Source organism: Klebsiella sp. 64, assembly GCF_018223915.1.
Taxonomy (GTDB): domain Bacteria; phylum Pseudomonadota; class Gammaproteobacteria; order Enterobacterales; family Enterobacteriaceae; genus Klebsiella; species Klebsiella pneumoniae.
The window spans coordinates 183,851-204,611 of record NZ_JAGRQZ010000013.1 but is presented as its reverse complement, the minus strand read 5'-3'; the positions used below and the strand labels follow the sequence as shown (position 1 = coordinate 204,611).

Annotated in this window: 21 protein-coding genes; 2 read left to right on the top strand and 19 right to left on the bottom strand. The window is 58.0% G+C overall.

The annotated features are described in order from the left end of the window. Window positions 1–16: 16 nt before the first annotated feature. The 18 genes from thiK to yceD form a co-directional block, all read right to left on the bottom strand. Entirely contained in the window at window positions 17–844 is an 828-nt protein-coding gene (thiK, locus tag KHQ23_RS11040; protein WP_025368279.1) for a thiamine kinase, read from the bottom strand. Continuing rightward, window positions 825–1,463, bottom strand: coding sequence for a penicillin-binding protein activator LpoB (gene lpoB / locus KHQ23_RS11035; RefSeq protein ID WP_014342994.1), 639 nt, complete (start codon window positions 1,461–1,463; stop codon window positions 825–827). The genes thiK and lpoB overlap by 20 nt, the downstream gene beginning before the upstream one ends. Before the next feature lie 21 nt (window positions 1,464–1,484). Next, on the bottom strand, window positions 1,485–1,859 hold the full coding sequence (locus KHQ23_RS11030; RefSeq protein ID WP_002900683.1) for a YcfL family protein: 375 nt from the start codon (window positions 1,857–1,859) through the stop codon (window positions 1,485–1,487). A 4-nt stretch (window positions 1,860–1,863) separates the two neighbouring features. Continuing rightward, entirely contained in the window at window positions 1,864–2,220 is a 357-nt protein-coding gene (gene hinT / locus KHQ23_RS11025) for a purine nucleoside phosphoramidase (protein ID WP_002900681.1), read from the bottom strand. A gap of 261 nt (window positions 2,221–2,481) precedes the next feature. Beyond that, window positions 2,482–3,915: a PTS glucose transporter subunit IIBC gene (gene ptsG, locus KHQ23_RS11020; RefSeq protein ID WP_002900680.1), complete on the bottom strand. Its 1,434-nt coding sequence runs from the start codon at window positions 3,913–3,915 to the stop codon at window positions 2,482–2,484. Between the two features lie 296 nt (window positions 3,916–4,211). Continuing rightward, complete coding sequence (locus KHQ23_RS11015) at window positions 4,212–5,006, bottom strand: metal-dependent hydrolase (RefSeq protein ID WP_004140680.1); 795 nt, start codon at window positions 5,004–5,006, stop codon at window positions 4,212–4,214. A gap of 10 nt (window positions 5,007–5,016) precedes the next feature. Next, entirely contained in the window at window positions 5,017–6,021 is a 1,005-nt protein-coding gene (holB, locus tag KHQ23_RS11010; RefSeq protein ID WP_002900676.1) for a DNA polymerase III subunit delta', read from the bottom strand. Next, complete coding sequence (tmk, locus tag KHQ23_RS11005; protein ID WP_002900674.1) at window positions 6,018–6,659, bottom strand: dTMP kinase; 642 nt, start codon at window positions 6,657–6,659, stop codon at window positions 6,018–6,020. Before tmk ends, holB begins: the two co-directional genes overlap by 4 nt. Next, on the bottom strand, window positions 6,649–7,671 hold the full coding sequence (gene yceG / locus KHQ23_RS11000) for a cell division protein YceG (RefSeq protein ID WP_004176577.1): 1,023 nt from the start codon (window positions 7,669–7,671) through the stop codon (window positions 6,649–6,651). Before yceG ends, tmk begins: the two co-directional genes overlap by 11 nt. A gap of 1 nt (window position 7,672) precedes the next feature. Then, window positions 7,673–8,482, bottom strand: coding sequence for an aminodeoxychorismate lyase (gene pabC / locus KHQ23_RS10995; protein WP_002900669.1), 810 nt, complete (start codon window positions 8,480–8,482; stop codon window positions 7,673–7,675). A gap of 125 nt (window positions 8,483–8,607) precedes the next feature. After that, entirely contained in the window at window positions 8,608–9,849 is a 1,242-nt protein-coding gene (gene fabF, locus KHQ23_RS10990) for a beta-ketoacyl-ACP synthase II (RefSeq protein WP_002900666.1), read from the bottom strand. A gap of 89 nt (window positions 9,850–9,938) precedes the next feature. Continuing rightward, complete coding sequence (gene acpP, locus KHQ23_RS10985) at window positions 9,939–10,175, bottom strand: acyl carrier protein (protein ID WP_000103754.1); 237 nt, start codon at window positions 10,173–10,175, stop codon at window positions 9,939–9,941. Window positions 10,176–10,385: 210 nt separating this feature from the next. Beyond that, window positions 10,386–11,120 (bottom strand): 3-oxoacyl-ACP reductase FabG, encoded by a 735-nt coding sequence (gene fabG / locus KHQ23_RS10980; protein ID WP_002899294.1) that lies wholly within the window; start codon window positions 11,118–11,120, stop codon window positions 10,386–10,388. 12 nt (window positions 11,121–11,132) lie between these two features. Further along, window positions 11,133–12,062 carry an ACP S-malonyltransferase gene (fabD, locus tag KHQ23_RS10975; RefSeq protein WP_004214293.1) on the bottom strand — a complete coding sequence of 310 codons (930 nt, stop codon included), beginning with the start codon at window positions 12,060–12,062 and terminating at the stop codon, window positions 11,133–11,135. Window positions 12,063–12,077: 15 nt separating this feature from the next. Further along, a complete protein-coding gene (locus KHQ23_RS10970) occupies window positions 12,078–13,031 on the bottom strand; it encodes a beta-ketoacyl-ACP synthase III (RefSeq protein WP_002899288.1) in 954 nt (317 codons plus the stop codon). A 53-nt stretch (window positions 13,032–13,084) separates the two neighbouring features. Further along, on the bottom strand, window positions 13,085–14,182 hold the full coding sequence (gene plsX, locus KHQ23_RS10965) for a phosphate acyltransferase PlsX (protein WP_004224085.1): 1,098 nt from the start codon (window positions 14,180–14,182) through the stop codon (window positions 13,085–13,087). Between the two features lie 203 nt (window positions 14,183–14,385). After that, entirely contained in the window at window positions 14,386–14,559 is a 174-nt protein-coding gene (gene rpmF, locus KHQ23_RS10960) for a 50S ribosomal protein L32 (protein ID WP_000290724.1), read from the bottom strand. Between the two features lie 16 nt (window positions 14,560–14,575). Further along, on the bottom strand, window positions 14,576–15,097 hold the full coding sequence (gene yceD / locus KHQ23_RS10955) for a 23S rRNA accumulation protein YceD (RefSeq protein ID WP_002899276.1): 522 nt from the start codon (window positions 15,095–15,097) through the stop codon (window positions 14,576–14,578). A gap of 141 nt (window positions 15,098–15,238) precedes the next feature. On the opposite strand from yceD, the gene KHQ23_RS10950 reads away from it, so the two are divergent. Beyond that, on the top strand, window positions 15,239–15,823 hold the full coding sequence (locus KHQ23_RS10950; protein ID WP_002899273.1) for a nucleoside triphosphate pyrophosphatase: 585 nt from the start codon (window positions 15,239–15,241) through the stop codon (window positions 15,821–15,823). 37 nt (window positions 15,824–15,860) lie between these two features. Here KHQ23_RS10950 and rluC read toward each other — a convergent pair whose 3' ends face one another. Beyond that, the gene (rluC, locus tag KHQ23_RS10945) at window positions 15,861–16,814 is read right to left on the bottom strand and encodes a 23S rRNA pseudouridine(955/2504/2580) synthase RluC (RefSeq protein WP_002899271.1); all 954 of its coding nucleotides are present in this window, start codon (window positions 16,812–16,814) and stop codon (window positions 15,861–15,863) included. Between the two features lie 699 nt (window positions 16,815–17,513). Between rluC and rne the strand changes: the two genes are divergently transcribed. Then, the gene (gene rne / locus KHQ23_RS10940; protein WP_228297560.1) at window positions 17,514–20,747 is read left to right on the top strand and encodes a ribonuclease E; all 3,234 of its coding nucleotides are present in this window, start codon (window positions 17,514–17,516) and stop codon (window positions 20,745–20,747) included. Window positions 20,748–20,761: the final 14 nt, after the last annotated feature.

Genomic DNA, 20,761 nt, shown 5'->3' with positions numbered 1-20,761 from the left:
CCCACACTGACCTCTCTTATCCTTTACGTTCGTTGTCTAACTGACACCATATTTCATCTGCCAGCGTGATAAATTGCCGGTCCCCGCTCTGCCGCCAGCGCATTTCATACCAGCCCGCCATCAGCAGCAGTACCCACGGGCGCCAGAGTGCAACCTGCCGCCAAAGCAGCTGCGCGTCGATGGCCGCCCGCCGGGCATACGCTTCTACCAGCCGACGGCGCTCGCCAGGCGTGATCCACACCGCGGCCAGCTCCAGCGCGATATCGCCATCGCCGGCATATTCCCAGTCGATCAGCCTCAGGCCGGACTCATTATGAATAATATTGCCGGCATGGACGTCCATGTGCAGCGGCGCCAGCCGCAGGGGACGGGGCTCGCCCTGGCGGCGCAGCCGCTGATGCCAGCGCAGCCAACGCGGCTTGCGCCGCGCCGGATCGCACCTCTGCCAGTACTGGGCCAGCAGTGGTGTAAGGCTAACCCGCCAGCCAAACCGCGGTTGCTGATGCAAATCATACAATAAGCCTGACAGCTGCGGGGAGGCCGGTAACTCGCTTTTCACCTCCCCTGCGCAATACTCCACCACCAACCAGCAGGGTGAGTAAAACAGCGGGGTTGGCGCCAGCCTGGCAGGCAGTCGGCGGAGCGCGCGATACTGACGGCGAAAATAGTAAGTGGCGGCAGACGGATCGTGCGGCTGACGCAGCACGTGCCGCCGATCGCCGTCGCTGATAATCACACTGCCGCCGCTGAGGCCACTCTGGCTCAGCGAGGCGACAGGATGATAATGGGGAAAGAAGCGCGACAAGAGCTCGTCGCGCGTTAGCTTATTGTTGCTGAACAGCACCTTTACCTGACCAGATTATCTCACCGGTTTGCACCAGCATGAGCTGCATTTTCAGCTCAGGCGCGTTGACGTTGCCGGTGGCATTGGAGTAAAGCACATACTGCGCGCCCACGTTGCGGGCGATGCCCATGGCTTTGCTGCGGCTGCCGAGGCTGTCCTGCGGCGACAGGCCCAGCTGCTGCTTGGCGACCGCCAGCTGCTGCGCCGATACCAGGGTAAATTTGCCGTTACCGGCCAGCGCACTACGTAGCGCAGTGGTAGCTTCTCCAGCATTCAGAGAACCGTTGGTGCGGTTGTTCACGCTGTCAACCAGCAGAATACTGCCGGCATTGACCCCACTCGCCTGCAGCATCTGCCCCACCAGCGGCTGAACCGCGCCGTTCCAGTCATAATGACGCACGCGCGGCGCCGGCTGACCCGACTGCTGATCCTGATGCTCAATCGGCCCAGGCTGCGCCGGGACAGAGGGCACCGCCGGTACGGTCGGCACCGTGGGCTGCGGCTGCGCAGGCTGCTGCGGCTGCGGTTTGGCCTCTTCTACCGGCGCGGGCTGCTCCCGCAACCCCGCACAGCCTGCGAGGAATATCGCCAGTGCTGTGATTAACGCATAGCGACACATTTTCATCATTATAATTACCCCTTACAGATAAAGATAAAGGCGGGCCTTATGCGCCCCCAGGATATTGGCGCTGCCATATAACGTGACCGAGGAGCGGGCCGGTACCACGATGGTGCGCGGCGCGTCCAGCGGATGCATCTCCAGCCCTCGGGCGTCATACCAGAAAAAACGATAGTGCACGGTAACCGGCTGCTGGCGCTCGTTATATAGCGTTGAGGAGGCGGTAGCCTGAATCTCTGTCGCCACGACGGCAGGCTCGCTGGCGCTGATCCCCGCCGCCAGCACGCTCGACTCCATCACCAGCGCCTGCTGGTCAGAAACCGGGATCTCCGGGTGTGAACTACACCCGGCGAGTAGCCCCGCCGCCAGACACGCGCCCAAAAGGGTCCTGAGCATGACGTTAGCCTTTGTGCGCCAGCATCGGGCCAAGCGGACGACCGCCCAGCAGATGCATATGGATATGGTACACTTCCTGGCCGCCGTGGCGGTTGCAGTTGACGATCAACCGATAGCCATCGTCGGCAAGACCTTCATCGCGGGCGATCTTCGCCGCGACGGTCATCATCCGGCCCAGCGCCAGCTCATGTTCAGCGGTGACGTCATTTACGGTAGGAATCAGAACATTCGGGACAATCAGAATATGGGTGGGCGCCTGCGGGGAGATGTCGCGAAAAGCGGTCACAAGCTCATCCTGATAGACAATATCCGACGGGATCTCCCGGCGAATGATTTTGCTGAAAATCGTTTCTTCTGCCATGACTGATTCCTTATAAGTTTTATCCCGTGCGCTGGCCTGCTTCTGCAGATAAACGCGGACGCACAGGTTCCGCTAAGAGTATGAGCGACATTCTCCCTCTCTTTCAACCTGAAAGCTCTTTTTCTTATTCAACTATAGACTTAGCTGCTGAGGGAATAAGCATATGGCGGACTGTTTTCAGGGTTATCGCTTGTGGGGCACCGACTTTAGCGCATAAAAAAGGCAGCCAGTTGGCTGCCTTAGTCTCCCCGATACTACGTCTTAACTGTTACGGATGTACTCATCCATTTCAGTTTTCAGGTTATCGGACTTGGTACCGAAGATGGCCTGTACGCCAGAACCTGCCACTACCACGCCAGCGGCGCCCAGTTTTTTCAGGCCAGCCTGGTCAACTTTCGCTACATCCGCCACGCTAACACGCAGACGAGTAATACATGCGTCGAGGTTGGTGATGTTCTCTTTACCGCCGAAAGCGGCGACCAGAGCCGGAGCCATCTCGCTGGTGGCGCCAGCTTTGCTCTCTTCGGTGGTGTCTTCACGACCCGGTGTTTTCAGATCCAGGGCTTTAATCAGCACACGGAAAATGACGTAGTACACGATCGCATAGCAGATACCAACAATCGGGAACAGCCACAGCTTGCTGCTGTTACCGGACAGCACGATAAAGTCGATCAGGCCGTGAGAGAACGAGGTACCGTCACGCATACCCAGCAGGATACAGATCGGGAACGCCAGGCCCGCCAGAATGGCATGGATAACGTACAGGATCGGCGCCACGAACATGAACGAGAACTCGATCGGCTCGGTGATACCGGTCAGGAACGAGGTCAGCGCGGCGGAGATCATGATACCGCCCACTTTGGCGCGGTTTTCCGGTTTAGCAGAGTGCCAAATCGCGATAGCCGCTGCCGGCAGACCATACATTTTGAACAGGAAGCCGCCAGACAGTTTGCCCGCCGTCGGGTCGCCTGCCATGTAGCGCGGGATATCGCCGTGGAACACCTGACCAGCCGCGTTGGTGTATTCGCCGATCTGCATCTGGAAAGGAACGTTCCAGATGTGATGCAGACCAAACGGCACCAGGCAACGTTCGATGAAACCGTAGATACCAAACGCCACCACTGGGTTCTGATAAGCAGCCCACTGGGAGAAGGTTTGGATCGCGGAGCCGATCGGCGGCCAAATGAAGGAGAGGATCACGCCGGTGAAGATAGCGGCCAGACCAGAGATAATCGGCACAAAACGCTTGCCCGCAAAGAAGCCGAGATATTCTGGCAGCTTGATGCGATAGAAGCGGTTGAACATGTAGGCGGCGATAGCACCGGAGATAATACCGCCAAGCACGCCGGTATCAGCAAGGTGTTTTGCCGCAATCTCGTCAGCAGGTAAATGCAGCACCAGCGGCGCAACAACCGCCATGGTTTTCACCATGATGCCGTAAGCCACGACTGCAGCCAGTGCGGATACACCGTCGTTATTGGTGAAGCCGAGGGCCACACCGATAGCGAAGATCAGCGGCATATTGGCGAAAACTGAACCGCCTGCTTCTGCCATAACGTGGGAGACCACGGCTGGCAGCCAGCTGAAGTTAGCGGAACCGACGCCCAGCAGGATACCTGCGATAGGCAGTACGGATACCGGCAGCATCAGCGATTTACCGACCTTCTGCAGGTTAGCAAATGCATTCTTAAACATAATTGAGAGTGCTCCTGAGTATTTGGTACTTTTTTACGCTTTCACGCATTGGCCCGGGGGGAGAACCGTGCCGTGGACAGGACATCTAAGCGCCCTTTATTTATTACACAGAGTAAAATAATTAACGGGATGATTGTTTGACGGCTATCACGTTTCAATCAGCCTTCCGGTAAAAATTTACATCAACTTACATAAATTGTATCCAGATGTTGCTAAAAAACCTTCACCGCCACTTTTGTGGCGGTGAACTTTACTCGCTTTGGCTATTAATTACGAGCCTTAAAATAATAAGCAGATCAAGCAGGTTGCAAACGGGCGGGGTCGATGTGGAACAGGGTGGCAAAATTGTCGGTGGTCTGCTGAGCCAGCTGCTCAAGCGACACCCCCTTCAGTACCGCCATATACTCGGCAACGTCACGAACCAGCGCCGGCTGGTTCTCTTTGCCGCGGTGGGGGACCGGCGCCAGGTACGGCGAATCGGTTTCAACCAGCAGGCGATCCAGCGGCACGTAGCGCGCCGCATCACGCAGCTGCTCGGCGTTACGAAAAGTGACGATACCGGAAAACGAGATATAGAACCCCATATCGAGCAGCTTGCCCGCTGTCTCCCTGTCCTCAGTGAAACAGTGTAGTACGCCACCGCAATCCGTCACCTTTTCTTCGCGCAAAATAGCCAGAGTATCGGCACGCGCGTCACGGGTATGGACGATCACCGGCTTATTGAGCTCACGGCCGATACGAATGTGGTCGCGGAACGAGCTTTGCTGTTGGGCTTTAGTTTCCGGGGTATAAAAATAATCCAGACCGGTCTCCCCCATCGCCACGACGCCCTCTTCCGCTGCCAGCGCGCGCAGAGTCTCTACCTCCCAGGGCTCGTCCTGGTTTAATGGGTGTACGCCGCAGGAGAAGACGACGTTGTCACGCGTCCCCACCAGTTCGCGCATACTGCGGTAGCCAGGCAGCGTCGTGGCGACGGCGAGGCAAAATTTCACATCGCGTGCGGCCGCTTTTGCCAGCACGTCGTCGACGTTTTTGTGTAGAGTTTGATAATCCAGACCATCAAGATGGCAGTGGGAGTCGACTAAAAACATAATGTCTCACTCAGAGGTGGGAGACGGGTAAACCCGTCCCGGGTTGCAGGTAATGTTCCCAGCGCAGCAGGCGCTCGGTAAGCAGCAGTTCGCGGTTGACACCGACAACGTTGAGCAATTGCTCGCGGCAGGTACAGACGTCATGGGCAATCGCCTGCAGCCGGGCGGCGGGCAGGCTGTGCGCCAGCTGCTCCAGCAGCGGCCAGACGTCAGGGTTACTCACCAGGGTAATCCCCTGCTGTCGTTTTTGCGCATCGACCAGCAGCGACGCCAGCCAGTGCAGGCGAACCGCCGCCTGTTCATGATTGAGTATCGGCAGCAGCGCCAGCCAGTCACCGCTCGCCAGGGTAGCCGCCAGCGCCTGACACAACTGCTGCCGCGCCGTCCACAGCGGTTCCTGTAACAGTTCGAGCGCCGCAGCCGGCGCGCTGGCGCACAGGCGTAACGCGGTCAACAATGACTCCTGCGGCAGGCTCACCTCACGCTCCAGCCAGGCCAGAGCATAAGGCTCAGACGGCGGCGCCAGATGATGCAGGCGACAGCGGCTGCGCAGAGTGGTCAGCAGACGCGCCGGCTCCTCGCAGGCGAGGAAGAACCAGGTATTCTCCGGGGGCTCCTCCAGCGTTTTCAGCAACGCGTTGGCGGCGGCATCGGTCAGCAAGGCAGCATCGCTAATCCAGACCACTTTTGCCCCACCAAGGCGTGCATGTTCATAGAGCTTTTCATTGACATCGCGCACCGCGTCAATACCCAGCGCGCTCTTGCCCTTCTCGGGGCTGAGCGCATAGTAATCGGGGTGCGTGCCGGCCTGCATCAGCTGACAGCTATGGCAGTGGCCGCAGCTTTTATGTCCTTCGGGCTGGCGGCACATCAGGAAGCGGCACAGCGCGTAAATCAACGCCTCGCCGCCCATCCCGTTCAGGGACTGTAACAGTAAGGCGTGGTGGCCTCGTCCGGCCTGATAGCTACCGACCAGTTGCTCGAACGAGGGGCGCAGCCACGGATACCATTTCATGCCGCTTGCTCCGCCATCCACTGGGCGATCGTGGCGCGAATGTCGCGCGCCACGGCATCCAGCGGCTGAGTTGCGTCAACCGTGCGGATAGAAGGATCGGCGGCGGCCAGCTCAAGATAGCGCGCGCGGGTACGGTTGAAAAAGTTCATGGACTCCTGCTCAATGCGATCCAGCTCGCCGCGGGCCCGGGCGCGCTGCAGCCCCACTTCCGGCGTGACGTCGAGATACAGCGTCAGATTGGGGCGAAAATCACCGAGTACCGCGTCGCGCAGCGTCGCCAGCATCGTGCGGTCAATTCCCCGGCCGCCGCCCTGATAGGCCTGCGTCGACAGATCGTGACGATCGCCGATCACCCACTGGCCGCGGGCCAGCGCGGGCTTAATCACGGTCTCCACCAACTGGACGCGCGCCGCGTAAAACATCAGCACTTCCGCTTTATCGTTAATCACTTCATCGCCTGTGGACTGGATATCCAGCACCAGGCTACGCAGTTTTTCGGCAAGGATTGTGCCCCCCGGCTCGCGGGTAAACACCATATCGTGAATACCCGCCGACTGCAGCGTCTCCACCACCAGTTGACGTGCGGTGGTCTTCCCGGCGCCCTCCAGCCCCTCGATGACGATATAGTTACTGCGCATTTTTTTCCTTAAGTACTTTCAGATAATCCTGCACCGCACGGTTATGACTGACCAGGTTTGTGGTAAACGTATGGCCCCCTTTCCCGTCGGCGACGAAATAAAGATATGGCGTTTTCGCCGGATGGGCGGCCGCCTTCAGCGAGGCCTCGCCCGGCACCGCGATAGGGCCCGGCGGCAAACCGCTGATGGTATAAGTATTGTATGCGGTCGGCGTCTCGAGATCCTTACGCGTTAACTTACCAGTATATCCTTCGCCCATCCCGTAGATTACGGTCGGATCGGTCTGCAAGCGCATACCGATGCGCAGGCGGTTGATAAATACCGACGCGACGCGGTCGCGCTCTTCCGCTACCGCGGTCTCTTTTTCAATAATCGAGGCCATGGTCAACAGCTGGTTCTGATCGGCATAGGGCAGATTCTCCATCCGTCCTTCCCAGACCTTCGCCACTTCGGCGACCATTTTCTGATGCGCGCGCTTGAGGATGGCGATATCGCTGGTGTTGGCGGTGTACATCCAGGTATCCGGCCAGAACCAGCCCTCTACCCAGTCGGCATGCTCAAGACCTAATGCCTTAGCCACCGTCGCGTAGCTATCGTCTTCAAGCGTGTGCTTCACGTACGGGGCATCGCGCAGCTGGCGCAGGTAGTCGCTGACGCGCATGCCTTCGACAAAGCGCAGCGGAAACTGCGCCTCTTTGCCGCTGGCCAGCAGCTGCAACATCTCGCGCACCGTCATTTGCGGCGTGAAGCGATAGGTCCCGGCCTTGAAGTGAGACAGCTCAGGTTCCACCCGCAGCAGCCACTGGAAAACGCGCGGGCGATTGATCACCTTCTCGCGATAGAGATCCTGGCCCAGCGCCAGCCGGCCGGTGCCGGCTTCGAGGGTAAAGATGGTCTCTTCCTTAATCAGCAGCTTGCTGTCCGCCAGCTGGCGTACCTTCCACATGCCTGCCGCCGCGGCGATGCCCAACAGCACGACCAGCAACAGGATAAAACGTAACATTTTCTTCATACTAACCAGACAGCTCACACAAAGGGGCTAAAAAATGGTAAAGCTCACGCGAGGACCAGGTGGTCTCCTCCCAGCGGCGAACCGGCACCAGCGGCATCAGCGCATTGCAGATCAGCACTTCATCGGCCTCCCGCAACGTCTCGGGACGCGCTGTCACTTCGACAACGCGAAACGTCGATGGTGCCAGCTGCGCGATACAGCGCTGCCGCATAATGCCGTTGACCCCGGCATAATCGAGTCGCGGAGTAAATACATCACGTCCCTGACGCCAGAATAAATTCGCGGCACAGCATTCCGTAAGCCACCCGTCACTGTCAAGGACCAGCGCCTCATCGGCGTCCGTCTGCTCAAGATGAGAGCGGATCAGCACCTGCTCAAGGCGATTAAGGTGCTTCAGGCCGGCAAGCCAGGAGTTGCGCCCCAGGGGCACCGGACTCTGGGTCAGAGTAATGCCCTCCTCCCGCCAGCGCGCATAATGCGCCGGGAATGGAGAGAAGCTGAGAATGCGAGTGGGCGACACGCAGCCTGCCGTACTGTATCCCCTTCCCCCAACGCCGCGGGTGAGAGTCACCTTGAGCACGCCCTGCGCGTGCGGCCGAGCCAGACGCTGCATCTCTTCGCTCAGCGTCAGCCAGTCGTTAAATGGGATATGTAATTTTTCACAGGTTGTCTGTAAACGCTGCAGATGGGCGTCCAGTAGCGCAACCTGCCCTTGCTGGATGCGGGCGGTGGTAAAACAGCCGTCGCCAAACTGGGTGGCGCGATCGTTCGCTGCCAACGTGTCCTGTACAACGCCGTTTATCAAGAACATAAAGGACTCCTTTTCACTGGTCGGTCAGTGTGTCAGGACCCAGAGCAGAGAACAAGCGGAGAAAGCTGAATAAAAAAGGCCCGACGAACGGGCCTTTTGTTAAAGCAGTACCGGGGCAAGCCCTGTCACACTTTTTTGAAGATCAGCGAACCGTTAGTGCCGCCAAAGCCGAAGGAGTTGCACAGGGTGTACTCCATACCGGAAACCTGACGCGCTTCGTGTGGAACGAAGTCGAGGTCGCAGCCTTCATCCGGGTTGTCGAGGTTGATCGTCGGCGGAACCGCCTGATCGCGCAGCGCCAGGATAGAGTAAATCGACTCTACCGCCCCTGCCGCACCCAGCAGATGCCCGGTCATGGATTTGGTAGAGCTCACCAGTACGCGGCTCGCCGCATCACCGAAGACAGACTTAACCGCCTGCGCTTCCGCTTTATCGCCGGCCGGCGTCGAGGTGCCGTGGGCGTTGACGTAGCCGATCTGGCCCGGTTCGATGCCCGCATCGCGAATAGCATTCACCATTGCCAGCGCGGCGCCCGCGCCATCTTCCGGCGGTGACGTCATGTGGTAAGCATCGCTGCTCATGCCGAAGCCAACGATCTCGGCGTAGATTTTGGCGCCGCGTTTTTTGGCATGCTCGTACTCTTCCAGCACCACCATACCCGCGCCGTCGCCCAGCACGAAGCCGTCACGATCTTTATCCCACGGACGGCTCGCCGCCTGCGGGTTGTCATTGCGCGTGGAGAGCGCACGCGCCGCGCCGAAGCCGCCCACGCCAAGCGGGGTACTGGCTTTTTCCGCGCCGCCTGCCACCATCGCATCGGCATCGCCATAGGCGATGATGCGCGCGGCCTGGCCGATGTTGTGCACGCCTGAAGTACACGCGGTCGCGATAGAGATACTTGGCCCACGCAGACCAAACATGATGGTCAGATGTCCGGCCACCATGTTAACAATTGTGGAAGGAACGAAGAATGGGCTGATCTTGCGCGGTCCGCCGTTAACCAGCGAACTGTGGTTTTCTTCGATCAAGCCGAGACCGCCGATACCGGAGCCGATAGCGGCGCCAATACGGGTTGCATTCTCTTCCGTCACTTCAAGGCCAGAATCCTGCATGGCCTGAACGCCAGCGACAATTCCATATTGAATGAAGGCATCCATCTTGCGCTGTTCTTTGCGCGAGATAATGTCATCACAGTTAAAATCCTTTACTAAGCCAGCAAATTTCGTTGCATAGGCGCTAGTATCGAAATGGTCGATCAGGCTGATGCCACTCTGACCGGCAAGGAGAGCTTTCCAGGTAGACTCTACGGTATTGCCGACAGGAGACAACATGCCCAGTCCGGTCACAACTACACGACGCTTAGACACGTTTGTCCTCCAGGGAGGGAAAATAGATTCTTGTGGGACAATAAAAAGATAAAACTCAGGCGGTCGAATGACCGCCTGGAGATGTTCACTTACGCCTGGTGGCCGTTGATGTAATCAATGGCAGCCTGAACGGTGGTGATTTTCTCAGCTTCTTCGTCCGGAATCTCAGTATCAAACTCTTCTTCCAGAGCCATTACCAGCTCAACGGTGTCAAGAGAATCAGCGCCCAGGTCTTCAACGAAGGAAGCATTGTTGGTAACTTCTTCCTGCTTAACGCCCAGCTGCTCGCCGATAATTTTCTTAACGCGTTCTTCGATAGTGCTCATACTCTTAAATTTCCTATCAAAACTCGCTTTCGCGATGGTTTTCGTAGTGTATAAAATGTTGAAAAATTTGCAACTAAATCCCGGCAGGTCTTACCACGATTTTGCGCTATTTTGAGGCCGTTTGCCCTAAGAACGCAAATCTTTTCGCACAAAACCGCACAGAGAACCGTGCGAAGTGCGCGGTTCCTGAACGTTTTGCACAAATCTCGGTCAGACCATGTACATTCCGCCGTTGACGTGCAGCGTTTCACCAGTGATGTAACTTGCTTCGTCAGAGGCTAAAAATGCAACCGCGCTGGCGATTTCATTTGGGGTGCCAAGGCGCCCCGCAGGAACTGCCGCCAGCGTACCCGCACGCTGCTCATCGGTCAGCGCACGCGTCATGTCCGTTTCAATAAAGCCCGGAGCAACAACGTTTACAGTAATACCGCGGGACGCAACTTCACGCGCCAGTGATTTACTGAAGCCGATCAGACCCGCTTTCGCCGCGGCGTAGTTGGCCTGACCCGCATTTCCCATGGTACCAACCACAGAACCGATAGTGATAATACGTCCATGACGCTTTTTCATCATAGCGCGCATTACCGCTTTTGACAGACGGAAAACCGATGACAGGTTGGTTTCGATAATATCGTTCCACTCGTCATCTTTCATGCGCATTAACAGATTGTCGCGAGTGATCCCGGCATTATTCACCAGGATATCCACTTCGCCAAACTCTGCGCGCACATTTTCCAGAACAGATTCAATAGATGCCGGGTCGGTCACATTCAACATCAGACCTTTACCATTGGCGCCTAAATAGTCGCTGATCGCCTGCGCGCCGCTTTCGCTGGTCGCAGTACCGATAACTTTCGCGCCACGGGCGACGAGCGTTTCAGCGATAGCACGGCCAATACCGCGGCTTGCACCGGTAACCAGCGCGATTTTTCCTTCAAAACTCATGGTTTTCCTCTTTTATTGCTCAAGCGCCGCAGACATCGCCGCCGGCTCGTTAAGCGCGGAAGCGGTCAGGGTGTCAACAATACGTTTGGTCAGGCCGGTGAGGACTTTACCCGGGCCAACCTCATACAGGTGCGATACGCCCTCGGTAGCCATAAACTCAACGGTTTTGGTCCACTGCACCGGGCTGTACAGCTGGCGCACCAGCGCGTCGCGAATGGCGTCCGGCGCGGTTTCGCACTTCACGTCGACGTTATTCACCACCGGAATCGTCGGCGCGTTGAAGGTGATTTTCTGCAGCTCTACCGCCAGTTTTTCTGCGGCTGGCTTCATCAGCGCGCAGTGGGACGGCACGCTCACCGGCAGCGGCAGCGCGCGTTTGGCGCCGGCGGCTTTACAGGCGGCGCCAGCGCGTTCAACGGCCTCTTTGTGCCCGGCGATAACCACCTGGCCCGGAGAATTGTAGTTCACCGGAGAGACCACCTGCCCTTCGGCAGATTCTTCACAGGCTTTGGCGATAGCGGCGTCGTCCAGACCGATAATCGCGGACATGGCGCCGGTACCTTCCGGTACGGCTTCCTGCATGAATTTACCACGCAGCTCAACCAGGCGAACGGCATCAGCGAAACCGATAACGCCCGCGCATACCAGCGCGGAGTATTCGCCGAGGCTGTGACCCGCCAGCAGCGTTGGCGCTTTGCCGCCCTGCTGTTGCCAGACGCGGTACAGCGCCACGGAGGCGGCGAGCAGCGCCGGTTGAGTCTGCCAGGTCTTATTCAGTTCTTCTGCCGGGCCCTGTTGCGTCAGCGCCCACAGATCGTAACCCAACGCTGCGGAAGCTTCACCGAAGGTCTCTTCAATGACCGGCCAGGCGGCAGCCATTTCGGCCAGCATGCCTACGGCCTGAGAGCCCTGCCCCGGGAACACAAATGCGAATTGCGTCATGTTTAAATCCTTATACTAAAAACGAACCAGCGCGGAACCCCAGGTGAAACCGCCACCAAAGGCTTCCAGCAAAATCAGCTGACCGCGCTGAATACGGCCATCGCGGACGGCCTCATCCAGCGCGCAAGGGACTGACGCCGCGGAGGTGTTGCCATGACGGTCGAGGGTCACAACGACGTTATCCATCGACATACCCAGTTTCTTCGCCGTCGCGCTGATAATACGCAGGTTAGCCTGATGCGGCACCAGCCAGTCCAGCGCTGAACGTTCAAGATTATTCGCTGCCAGCGTCTCATCAACGATGTGCGCCAGCTCGGTGACCGCCACTTTGAAGACTTCGTTGCCGGCCATCGTCAGATAGATCGGGTTTTCCGGATCGACGCGATCGGCGTTCGGCAGGGTCAGCAGTTCGCCATAGCTGCCGTCGGCATGCAGATGCGTCGAGATAATGCCCGGCTCTTCGGAGGCGCCCAGCACAACCGCGCCGGCGCCGTCGCCGAAAATAATAATCGTTCCGCGATCCGCCGGATCGCAGGTGCGCGCCAGCACATCGGCGCCAACAACCAGCGCATAATCTACCGCGCCGTTCTTCACGTACTGATCGGCGACGCTTAGCGCATAGGTGAAACCGGCGCAGGCGGCGGCGACATCAAACGCCGGGCAACCCTTAACGCCCAGCATTGACTGGATCTGGCATGCAGAACTCGGAAACGCGTGCGTGCCGGAGGTGGTCGCAACGATAATCAGACCAATTTGCTCCGCGGACACGCCCGCCATCGCCAGCGCCTGCTTTGCGGCTTCAAAGCCCATCGTAGCAACTGTTTCATGCGCTGCGGCAATACGACGCTCACGGATACCTGTGCGGGTGACAATCCACTCGTCAGAGGTTTCTACCATTTTTTCCAGGTCGGCGTTTGTACGCACTTGCTCGGGCAGATAGCTGCCGGTACCAATAATCTTCGTATACATGTACGCTCAGTCACTCTTGGGTGATATACCCGCCTCGTTCAACCGCCGCGGCGTCAATCGTGGCCATTCGTCCCGCTTTGCTGTCGGGCGTTCACGTCACTGTCGCTTTCCGGCAGCTCGAAACCAGCTGGGTATAAAGATTCCAGGCGCGCGGCGATCCGCTGAGGGATCTGCCGCTGCACCGCCTGCACTGCCTGCTCTATCGCGACGCTAAAGGCGCGTTGATTGGCAGCACCATGACTCTTGATCACGGAACCGCGCAATCCTAACAGACAGGCGCCATTATACTGGTCGGGGTTGAGGTGACTGAATCGCCTCGCCAGGCTTTTTTGTAACCAACGTTTTAGTAACAGCAGCCACCACGACCGTTTTTTGCCCTCTCCCTGAGATTTCAGCAGTGAAAGGAACATTCTGACAACACCTTCCATGGTTTTTAATGTGACGTTGCCCGTGAATCCATCACAAACCAGCACATCGGTTTTTCCGGTCAACAGTTCATTGGCTTCAAGATAGCCGATGTAGTTGAGGGAAGGCAGCGTTTTGAGCACAGCGGCAGCATCGCGGATGCTGCCGAGGCCTTTCATCTCTTCTTCGCCGATGTTCAACAAAGCGACGCGGGGGTTGGCAATGCCGACCACTTCTTCCGCCAGCACCGCGCCCATTACCGCGAACTGCACCAGCATCGTGCTGTCGCAATCGACGTTGGCGCCGAGATCCAGCACCACGGTTTTGCCCTTCTGCTGGTGCGGTAAAACCGTCACCAGCGCCGGCCGCTCAATACCTTCGATCGGTTTGAGCAGCAGTTTCGCCAGACCCATCAGCGCGCCGGTGTTGCCAGCGCTGACGCAGGCTTGCGCCCGCCCTTCTTTCACAAGCTCCAGCGCCACGCGCATTGAGCTTCCGCGACTGCTGCGGATAGCCTGCGCGGGTCGCGCATCACTGGCAATAACTGACTGCGCAGGAATAATCTGCAGACGCGAACGTTGTTCGAAGTCAGCTTTGGCGAGTAATGGCGTGATGGCGTCGGGATCGCCGACTAAAAGAAGTGTGAGTTGCGAATTAGAGTTCAGTGCCTGCAGTGCTGCAGGCACCGTCACGGATGGGCCGAAATCGCCCCCCATGACATCTAACGCCAGGGTTAGACGTGTCAAGGTATCGTCGCTGCCCGGTTCGGTGATTCCCCAGTTGCCCGGGGAGTCCTCACTAAGCTTCATCACGCTGGCACCCGCGAATATTCACGCTGCAGACGCAACAATCCGGGCATAAATGCCCCCAGCGACCGGGTTAACCGAGTTTCCAGGGACGCACACGCCCGCCATGGCCTGCAACGGGAAATCCTGCGAGTATCGCGTGATTACTTAGCGATAACCTTGCGACCGCGGTAGAAACCGTCGGCAGTGATGTGGTGACGCAGGTGTTTCTCACCAGAAGTTTTGTCTACAGACAGGCTGGTGACTGCGGTCAGCGCGTCATGGGAACGACGCATGCCACGTTTGGAACGGGTTGGTTTATTCTGTTGTACGGCCATGGACCTTACTCCTCAATTACTTACGCTTTAAGCTGGCTAATACGGCAAATGGGTTTGGTTTTTGTGCCTCTTCAGGCAGTTCGCCAAAGACCATGTCCGCGTCGGACACTTCACAGTGTTCAGAATCATGCACCGGAACTACGGGCAGGGAGAGGATAATTTCATCCTCGACCATTGCCTGCAGGTCGATTTCACCGAATTCGTTAACCTCAATCGGCTCATACGCTTCCGGTAGTGCTTCGGCCTGTTCGTCATTTCTGACGGGGCTAAAACAATACGTGGTGTGGACGTGATGGGAGAACGGTTTCCCGCAACGCTGGCATTCGAGAGTTACCGTTACCTTTGCATCGCCAGTAATAACGGCGAGACGCTGGTTATCGATAGCGAACGACATGCTGCATTCCACATCGCTGTCCACGCTGACTACAGAATCGGTTACACGTTCAACCTGATCGCGGGCATAGATGCCTTCGTAATCAAGGCGTTTTTGAGCCGTGCGTACCGGATCAAGAGTCAGGGGTAATTTTACCTTTTGCATAGGGCGCGCATATTAACTTTGTAATGTCATAGAGTCAAAGAAAAAGGCAGCCTCAGGTTGCCTTTTGCCATTTATTCGCACACATTGCGGCGCATAGTTTAAGATGATGCTCTGCGAAGCGCTATATGTGGATGAAAAAATATGTCTGATCTTATCCTCGCGTCAACCTCTCCCTGGCGGCGCATGCTGCTGGAAAAACTGGGTTTACCGTTTGAATGTGCCGCGCCTGACGTCGACGAAACGCCCCGGCCTGATGAATCCGCACGTCAGCTTGTCACCCGGCTGGCGCAGGCCAAAGCGCAAAGTCTGGCCACGCGCTTCCCTAATCACCTTATTATAGGCTCCGATCAGGTTTGCGTGCTGGACGGTGAAATCACCGGCAAACCGCACACCGAGGAAAATGCCCGCAGGCAGTTAAGAAAGGCCAGCGGGTCAATCATTACCTTTTATACCGGACTGGCGCTGTACAACTCTGCCAGCGGCCATCTGCAAACCGAATGCGAACCCTTTGACGTTCACTTTCGCCATCTCAGTGATAAAGAGATAGAAGGCTATGTGCGCAAAGAGAACCCGCTGCAGTGCGCCGGGAGTTTCAAGAGCGAAGGATTGGGCATTACGCTGTTCGAACGGCTGGAAGGCCGCGACCCGAACACCCTGGTCGGTTTACCCTTAATCGCGCTCTGTCAGATGTTGCGCCGTGAAAACTACAACCCGCTGTTAGGCTGAGGCAAAAAAAACGGCGGAACTGATTCCGCCGTTGCGCTTATTTGCTCTTCCGTAGCACCTGTAAACAGTGCTTCAGCTGGTTGTCCAGCGGCGCCTCAACGCGCATCACCTCCCCGCTCCCCGGGTGGGTAAACTTCAGCGCCGCCGCGTGCAGGAACAGGCGGTTTAAGCCGGTAGCGGACAGCTGCTTGTCGAACTCGCGGTCGCCATAGCGGTCGTCAAAAGCGATAGGATGGCCGGCATACTGGGTATGAACGCGGATCTGATGCGTGCGGCCGGTGACCGGGCTGCAGCGCACCAGCGTGGCGAATTCGTAACGCTCTTCCACTTTAAAGCGCGTCTCCGACGGCTTGCCTTCCTGACTCACGCGAACGATGCGCTCCCCGCTCTGCAGAATATTCTTCAACAGCGGGGCCTGGACCACTTTGGTATGCGACTGCCACTGGCCGCGCACCAGCGCCAGATAATCTTTCTGCATGCCTTTATCGCGCAGTTGCTCGTGCAGCGAACGCAGCGCTGAGCGCTTTTTCGCCACCAGCAGCACGCCGGAGGTATCCCGGTCGAGACGATGCACCAGCTCAAGGAAGCGCGCCTCCGGGCGCAGGGCGCGCAGCCCTTCAATCACGCCGAAGCTCAGGCCGCTGCCGCCGTGTACCGCAGTACCAGAAGGCTTATTGAGCACCAGAATATGATCGTCTTCATAGAGGATCACCTCAGAGAGCGCGGCCACTTTCTGCAGGTGCGGCGATACCGCCTCTTCTTCACGCTCCGCCACGCGTACCGGCGGGATACGGACTTCATCGCCCGCTTCCAGCTTATACTCCGGCTTCACGCGCTTTTTGTTTACCCGCACCTCGCCTTTACGCAGGATGCGATAAATCATGCTCTTCGGTACGCCTTTCAATTGCGTACGCAAAAAGTTGTCGATACGTTGCCCCGCTTCATCAGCAGCAATGGCAACCATTTTTACGGTTGGGGTCTCAGTTTTCATGGTGCGCGATTCTAAATAGCCGGACGCATTAGCGCCACTCATTTTTATATGCTTATATTTATCATTATCCTGTTTTCACGGTTTACCTGACCGCCATTTTGTTTGTTATTAGAACAATCTGTATGGGCAGGTGATAAAACTGTGAGTAACCGGGTGATAAAAGGTGAAAGTCAACTTGCTATAACAAGGTTAGCAATGGAATAATGAGACCGTTTTCCGTATTGCATCTTGTTAGAACAAGACATTAGCGGAATGACCAATTTTGTCTGACCGATCGCCCACGCAGCAATGGCGTAAGACGTTGTGATCTTTCAGACAGTTAGCGGGCTGCGGGTTGCAGTCCTTACCGGTACAGGCTCTATGGATTTCAAGTCGCAGGAAGGCGTCAACTCCGGGACTCCCGGGAGCTCATCTGGATCGCCAGATCGAGGTGAGCAGGTTAAGCCACCATGCCTGCAACGCGAAAGACGACGAGTATAAATGGAATATTCTCTGGTGATACATCCCAGGCTGTTCCCCTGAATAATTGCGCTGTGTTTCCGTTTGAAACACAGGCGACCGACACTCTGCGCCTCTTAAGCGCGCGACAACCGTGAGGTTGGCGACGTGAACCAGACACGAGGCCATCGGTTTTCCCCCGGAAAGGCATTACTCTGCCCGCAGCTTAGTCGTCAATGTAAGAATAATGAGTAAGTTACGATGAAAAGAATGTTAATCAACGCAACTCAGCAGGAAGAGTTGCGCGTCGCCCTTGTTGATGGGCAGCGCCTGTACGACCTGGATATCGAAAGCCCCGGGCACGAACAGAAAAAAGCGAACATCTACAAAGGCAAAATCACCCGCATTGAACCCAGCCTTGAAGCCGCGTTTGTTGATTACGGCGCCGAGCGTCATGGTTTCCTCCCCCTCAAAGAAATCGCCCGCGAATACTTCCCCGCCAACTACAATGCGCATGGTCGTCCTAATATCAAAGACGTACTGCGGGAAGGTCAGGAAGTTATCGTGCAGATTGATAAAGAAGAACGCGGCAACAAAGGCGCTGCGCTCACCACCTTTATCAGCCTGGCGGGCAGCTATCTGGTACTGATGCCGAACAACCCGCGCGCCGGGGGAATTTCCCGCCGTATCGAGGGCGACGACCGTACCGAACTGAAAGAAGCGCTGGCGAGCCTGGAGCTTCCGGACGGCATGGGCCTGATCGTTCGCACCGCTGGCGTCGGCAAATCCGCCGAAGCCCTGCAGTGGGACCTGAGCTTCCGCCTGAAGCACTGGGAAGCGATTCAGAAAGCCGCGGAAAGCCGTCCGGCGCCGTTCCTGATCCACCAGGAAAGCAACGTCATTGTCCGCGCCTTCCGTGACTACCTGCGCCAGGACATCGGCGAAATCCTGATCGATAACCCGAAAGTGCTTGAGCTGGCGCGCCAGCATATCGCCGCGCTGGGTCGTCCGGATTTCAGCAGCAAAATAAAACTGTACACCGGTGAAATCCCGCTGTTCAGCCATTATCAGATCGAATCGCAAATTGAGTCCGCCTTCCAGCGCGAAGTGCGCCTGCCTTCCGGCGGGTCTATCGTTATCGATAGCACCGAAGCGCTGACCGCGATCGATATCAACTCCGCCCGCGCCACCCGCGGCGGCGATATCGAAGAGACAGCCTTCAATACCAACCTCGAAGCGGCTGACGAAATTGCCCGCCAGCTGCGTCTGCGCGACCTCGGCGGCCTGATCGTTATCGACTTCATCGATATGACCCCGGTTCGCCACCAGCGCGCCGTGGAGAATCGTCTGCGCGAAGCCGTCCGTCAGGACCGGGCGCGCATTCAGATCAGCCATATTTCGCGCTTCGGCCTGCTGGAGATGTCCCGTCAGCGCCTGAGCCCGTCGCTGGGCGAGTCCAGCCACCACGTCTGCCCGCGCTGCTCCGGCACCGGCACCGTGCGTGATAACGAATCGCTGTCGCTCTCTATTCTGCGTCTGATCGAAGAAGAAGCGCTGAAAGAGAATACCAAAGAAGTCCACGCCATTGTTCCGGTACCGATCGCCTCCTATCTGCTGAACGAAAAACGTGCCGCAGTGAGCGCTATCGAATCCCGTCAGGGCGATGTGCGCGTTATTATCGTGCCAAACGACGAAATGCAAACGCCGCACTACTCCGTCCTGCGCGTGCGCAAAGGTGAAGAAACCTCAACGCTGAGCTATCTGCTGCCGAAGCTGCATGAAGAAGAGATGGCGCTGCCAGGCGACGATGAGCCGGCGGAGCGGAAACGTCCGGAACAGCCGGCCCTGGCCGCTTTTGTCATGCCAGATGCGCCGCCAGCCCCGATGCTCGAAGAGCCTGCCGCCGCGCCTGTCGCCGCAGCGGCACCGGTCGCGGCCGCCGCACCGGCGCAGCCTGGCCTGCTCTCACGCTTCTTCAGCGCGCTGAAGAATATCTTCTCTGGCGCCGAAGAGGCCAAACCGGCTGAAGTTCAGGTCGAGAAGAAAGCGGAAGAAAAACCGGAGCGTCAGCAGGAGCGTCGTAAACCGCGCACCAACAACCGCCGCGACCGCAACGACCGCCGTGATAACCGCGACAATCGTGACAACCGCGATAACCGTGACAATCGCGACACCCGTGCGGACAATGCCGAGGGCCGTGAACCGCGCGAATCGCGTGAAGAGAACCGTCGCAACCGTCGCGAGAAGCCGTCGCAGAACGTGGAAGCCCGTGATGTTCGCCAAACCTCAGGCGACGACGCGGAGAAAGCGAAATCCCGTGACGAGCAGCAGCCGCGCCGCGAACGCACCCGCCGCCGCAATGACGACAAACGTCAGGCGCAGCAGGAAGCCAAAGCGCAGACTCGCGAAGAGCCAGTTGTGCAGGAGACGGAGCAGGAAGAGCGTGTACAAACTCTGCCGCGTCGTAAACCGCGCCAGCTGGCACAGAAAGTGCGCGTTGAGTCCGCTGTCGTCGAGCCAGTTGCCGAGATCGTGCCAGAAGCCGTAGTGGCTGAAGTTATCGCTCCGCACAGCGAGCCGGTGAAAGCCGAGCTGCCGGCAGGGGTGGAGAGCGTGGCGGACCAGGACGAAAATGGCGAATCCCGTGAAGCGAACGGTATGCCGCGTCGCTCACGTCGCTCCCCGCGTCACCTGCGCGTCAGCGGTCAGCGTCGTCGTCGCTATCGTGACGAACGCTATCCGACCCAGTCGCCTATGCCGCTGACCGTAGCCTGCGCATCGCCGGAGATGGCTTCCGGTAAAGTCTGGATCCGCTACCCGGAGGTTCGTCCGCAGGATCAGCAGCCGGAAGAGGTTCAGGTTCAGGACGCCAGCGTCGCGAAAACTGTCGAGGCCGTAGCGGCCCCGGTTGCCGTCGTTGAAACCGTTACCGCTGCGCCGGTCACCGTCGAGCCGGCTACCATGGAACCAGCAACCGCTGAGCCGGTAGTCGTCGAGCCGGTAGCGGCCGCCGAGCCGCTGGTCGTTGATGCTGCGGAAGTTGTCGCGCCAGCAGCCGTCGAGCCAGCGCCTCAGGAGCCGGTCACCGAAGCACCGGCTGTCGAAACGCCTCAGGCTATCGCGCCAGTGACGCTCGACCCCGAGCCGGTGGTGGTAGAACCTGAAGCGGTGGAAACGACGCCTGTCGTTGCAGCGCCAGTGGAAACTATCGCCCCGGTCGCAGAAACCGTGGAGCAAGCGCCAGTGACCGAAGCGGCCCCTGCCGAACCGGTCAAAGCCGAGCCCCCGGTGAGCAAGCCGGTCGTAGTGGCGGGTCATCGCCATGCCACCGCGCCAATGACCCGTGCGCCAGCTCCGGACTATGTCCCGGAAGCACCGCGTCACAGCACCTGGGTGCGCCCGCCGTTCGCCTTTGAAGGTAAAGGCGCCGCCGGTGGTCATAGCGCGACCCATAAAGCCACCGCTGAACCGACTCGCCCACAGCCCGTCGAGTAAGCGTGCTTAATAAA

Excerpts from the sequence above, each read along its gene's own strand:
- acpP (WP_000103754.1), bottom strand. The coding sequence starts at position 10,175 with ATGAGCACTATCGAAGAACGCGTTAAGAAAATTATCGGCGAGCAGCTG.
- fabG (WP_002899294.1), bottom strand. The coding sequence starts at position 11,120 with ATGAGTTTTGAAGGAAAAATCGCGCTGGTTACCGGTGCAAGCCGCGGT.
- fabD (WP_004214293.1), bottom strand. The coding sequence starts at position 12,062 with ATGACGCAATTCGCATTTGTGTTCCCGGGGCAGGGCTCTCAGGCCGTA.
- KHQ23_RS11015 (WP_004140680.1), bottom strand. The coding sequence starts at position 5,006 with ATGTTTTTAGTCGACTCCCACTGCCATCTTGATGGTCTGGATTATCAA.
- KHQ23_RS11030 (WP_002900683.1), bottom strand. The coding sequence starts at position 1,859 with ATGCTCAGGACCCTTTTGGGCGCGTGTCTGGCGGCGGGGCTACTCGCC.
- KHQ23_RS10970 (WP_002899288.1), bottom strand. The coding sequence starts at position 13,031 with ATGTATACGAAGATTATTGGTACCGGCAGCTATCTGCCCGAGCAAGTG.
- holB (WP_002900676.1), bottom strand. The coding sequence starts at position 6,021 with ATGAAATGGTATCCGTGGCTGCGCCCCTCGTTCGAGCAACTGGTCGGT.
- lpoB (WP_014342994.1), bottom strand. The coding sequence starts at position 1,463 with ATGTGTCGCTATGCGTTAATCACAGCACTGGCGATATTCCTCGCAGGC.
- pabC (WP_002900669.1), bottom strand. The coding sequence starts at position 8,482 with ATGTTCTTGATAAACGGCGTTGTACAGGACACGTTGGCAGCGAACGAT.
- tmk (WP_002900674.1), bottom strand. The coding sequence starts at position 6,659 with ATGCGCAGTAACTATATCGTCATCGAGGGGCTGGAGGGCGCCGGGAAG.
- yceG (WP_004176577.1), bottom strand. The coding sequence starts at position 7,671 with ATGAAGAAAATGTTACGTTTTATCCTGTTGCTGGTCGTGCTGTTGGGC.
- hinT (WP_002900681.1), bottom strand. The coding sequence starts at position 2,220 with ATGGCAGAAGAAACGATTTTCAGCAAAATCATTCGCCGGGAGATCCCG.
- KHQ23_RS10950 (WP_002899273.1), top strand. The coding sequence starts at position 15,239 with ATGTCTGATCTTATCCTCGCGTCAACCTCTCCCTGGCGGCGCATGCTG.
- rpmF (WP_000290724.1), bottom strand. The coding sequence starts at position 14,559 with ATGGCCGTACAACAGAATAAACCAACCCGTTCCAAACGTGGCATGCGT.
- ptsG (WP_002900680.1), bottom strand. The coding sequence starts at position 3,915 with ATGTTTAAGAATGCATTTGCTAACCTGCAGAAGGTCGGTAAATCGCTG.
- yceD (WP_002899276.1), bottom strand. The coding sequence starts at position 15,097 with ATGCAAAAGGTAAAATTACCCCTGACTCTTGATCCGGTACGCACGGCT.
- rne (WP_228297560.1), top strand. The coding sequence starts at position 17,514 with ATGAAAAGAATGTTAATCAACGCAACTCAGCAGGAAGAGTTGCGCGTC.
- rluC (WP_002899271.1), bottom strand. The coding sequence starts at position 16,814 with ATGAAAACTGAGACCCCAACCGTAAAAATGGTTGCCATTGCTGCTGAT.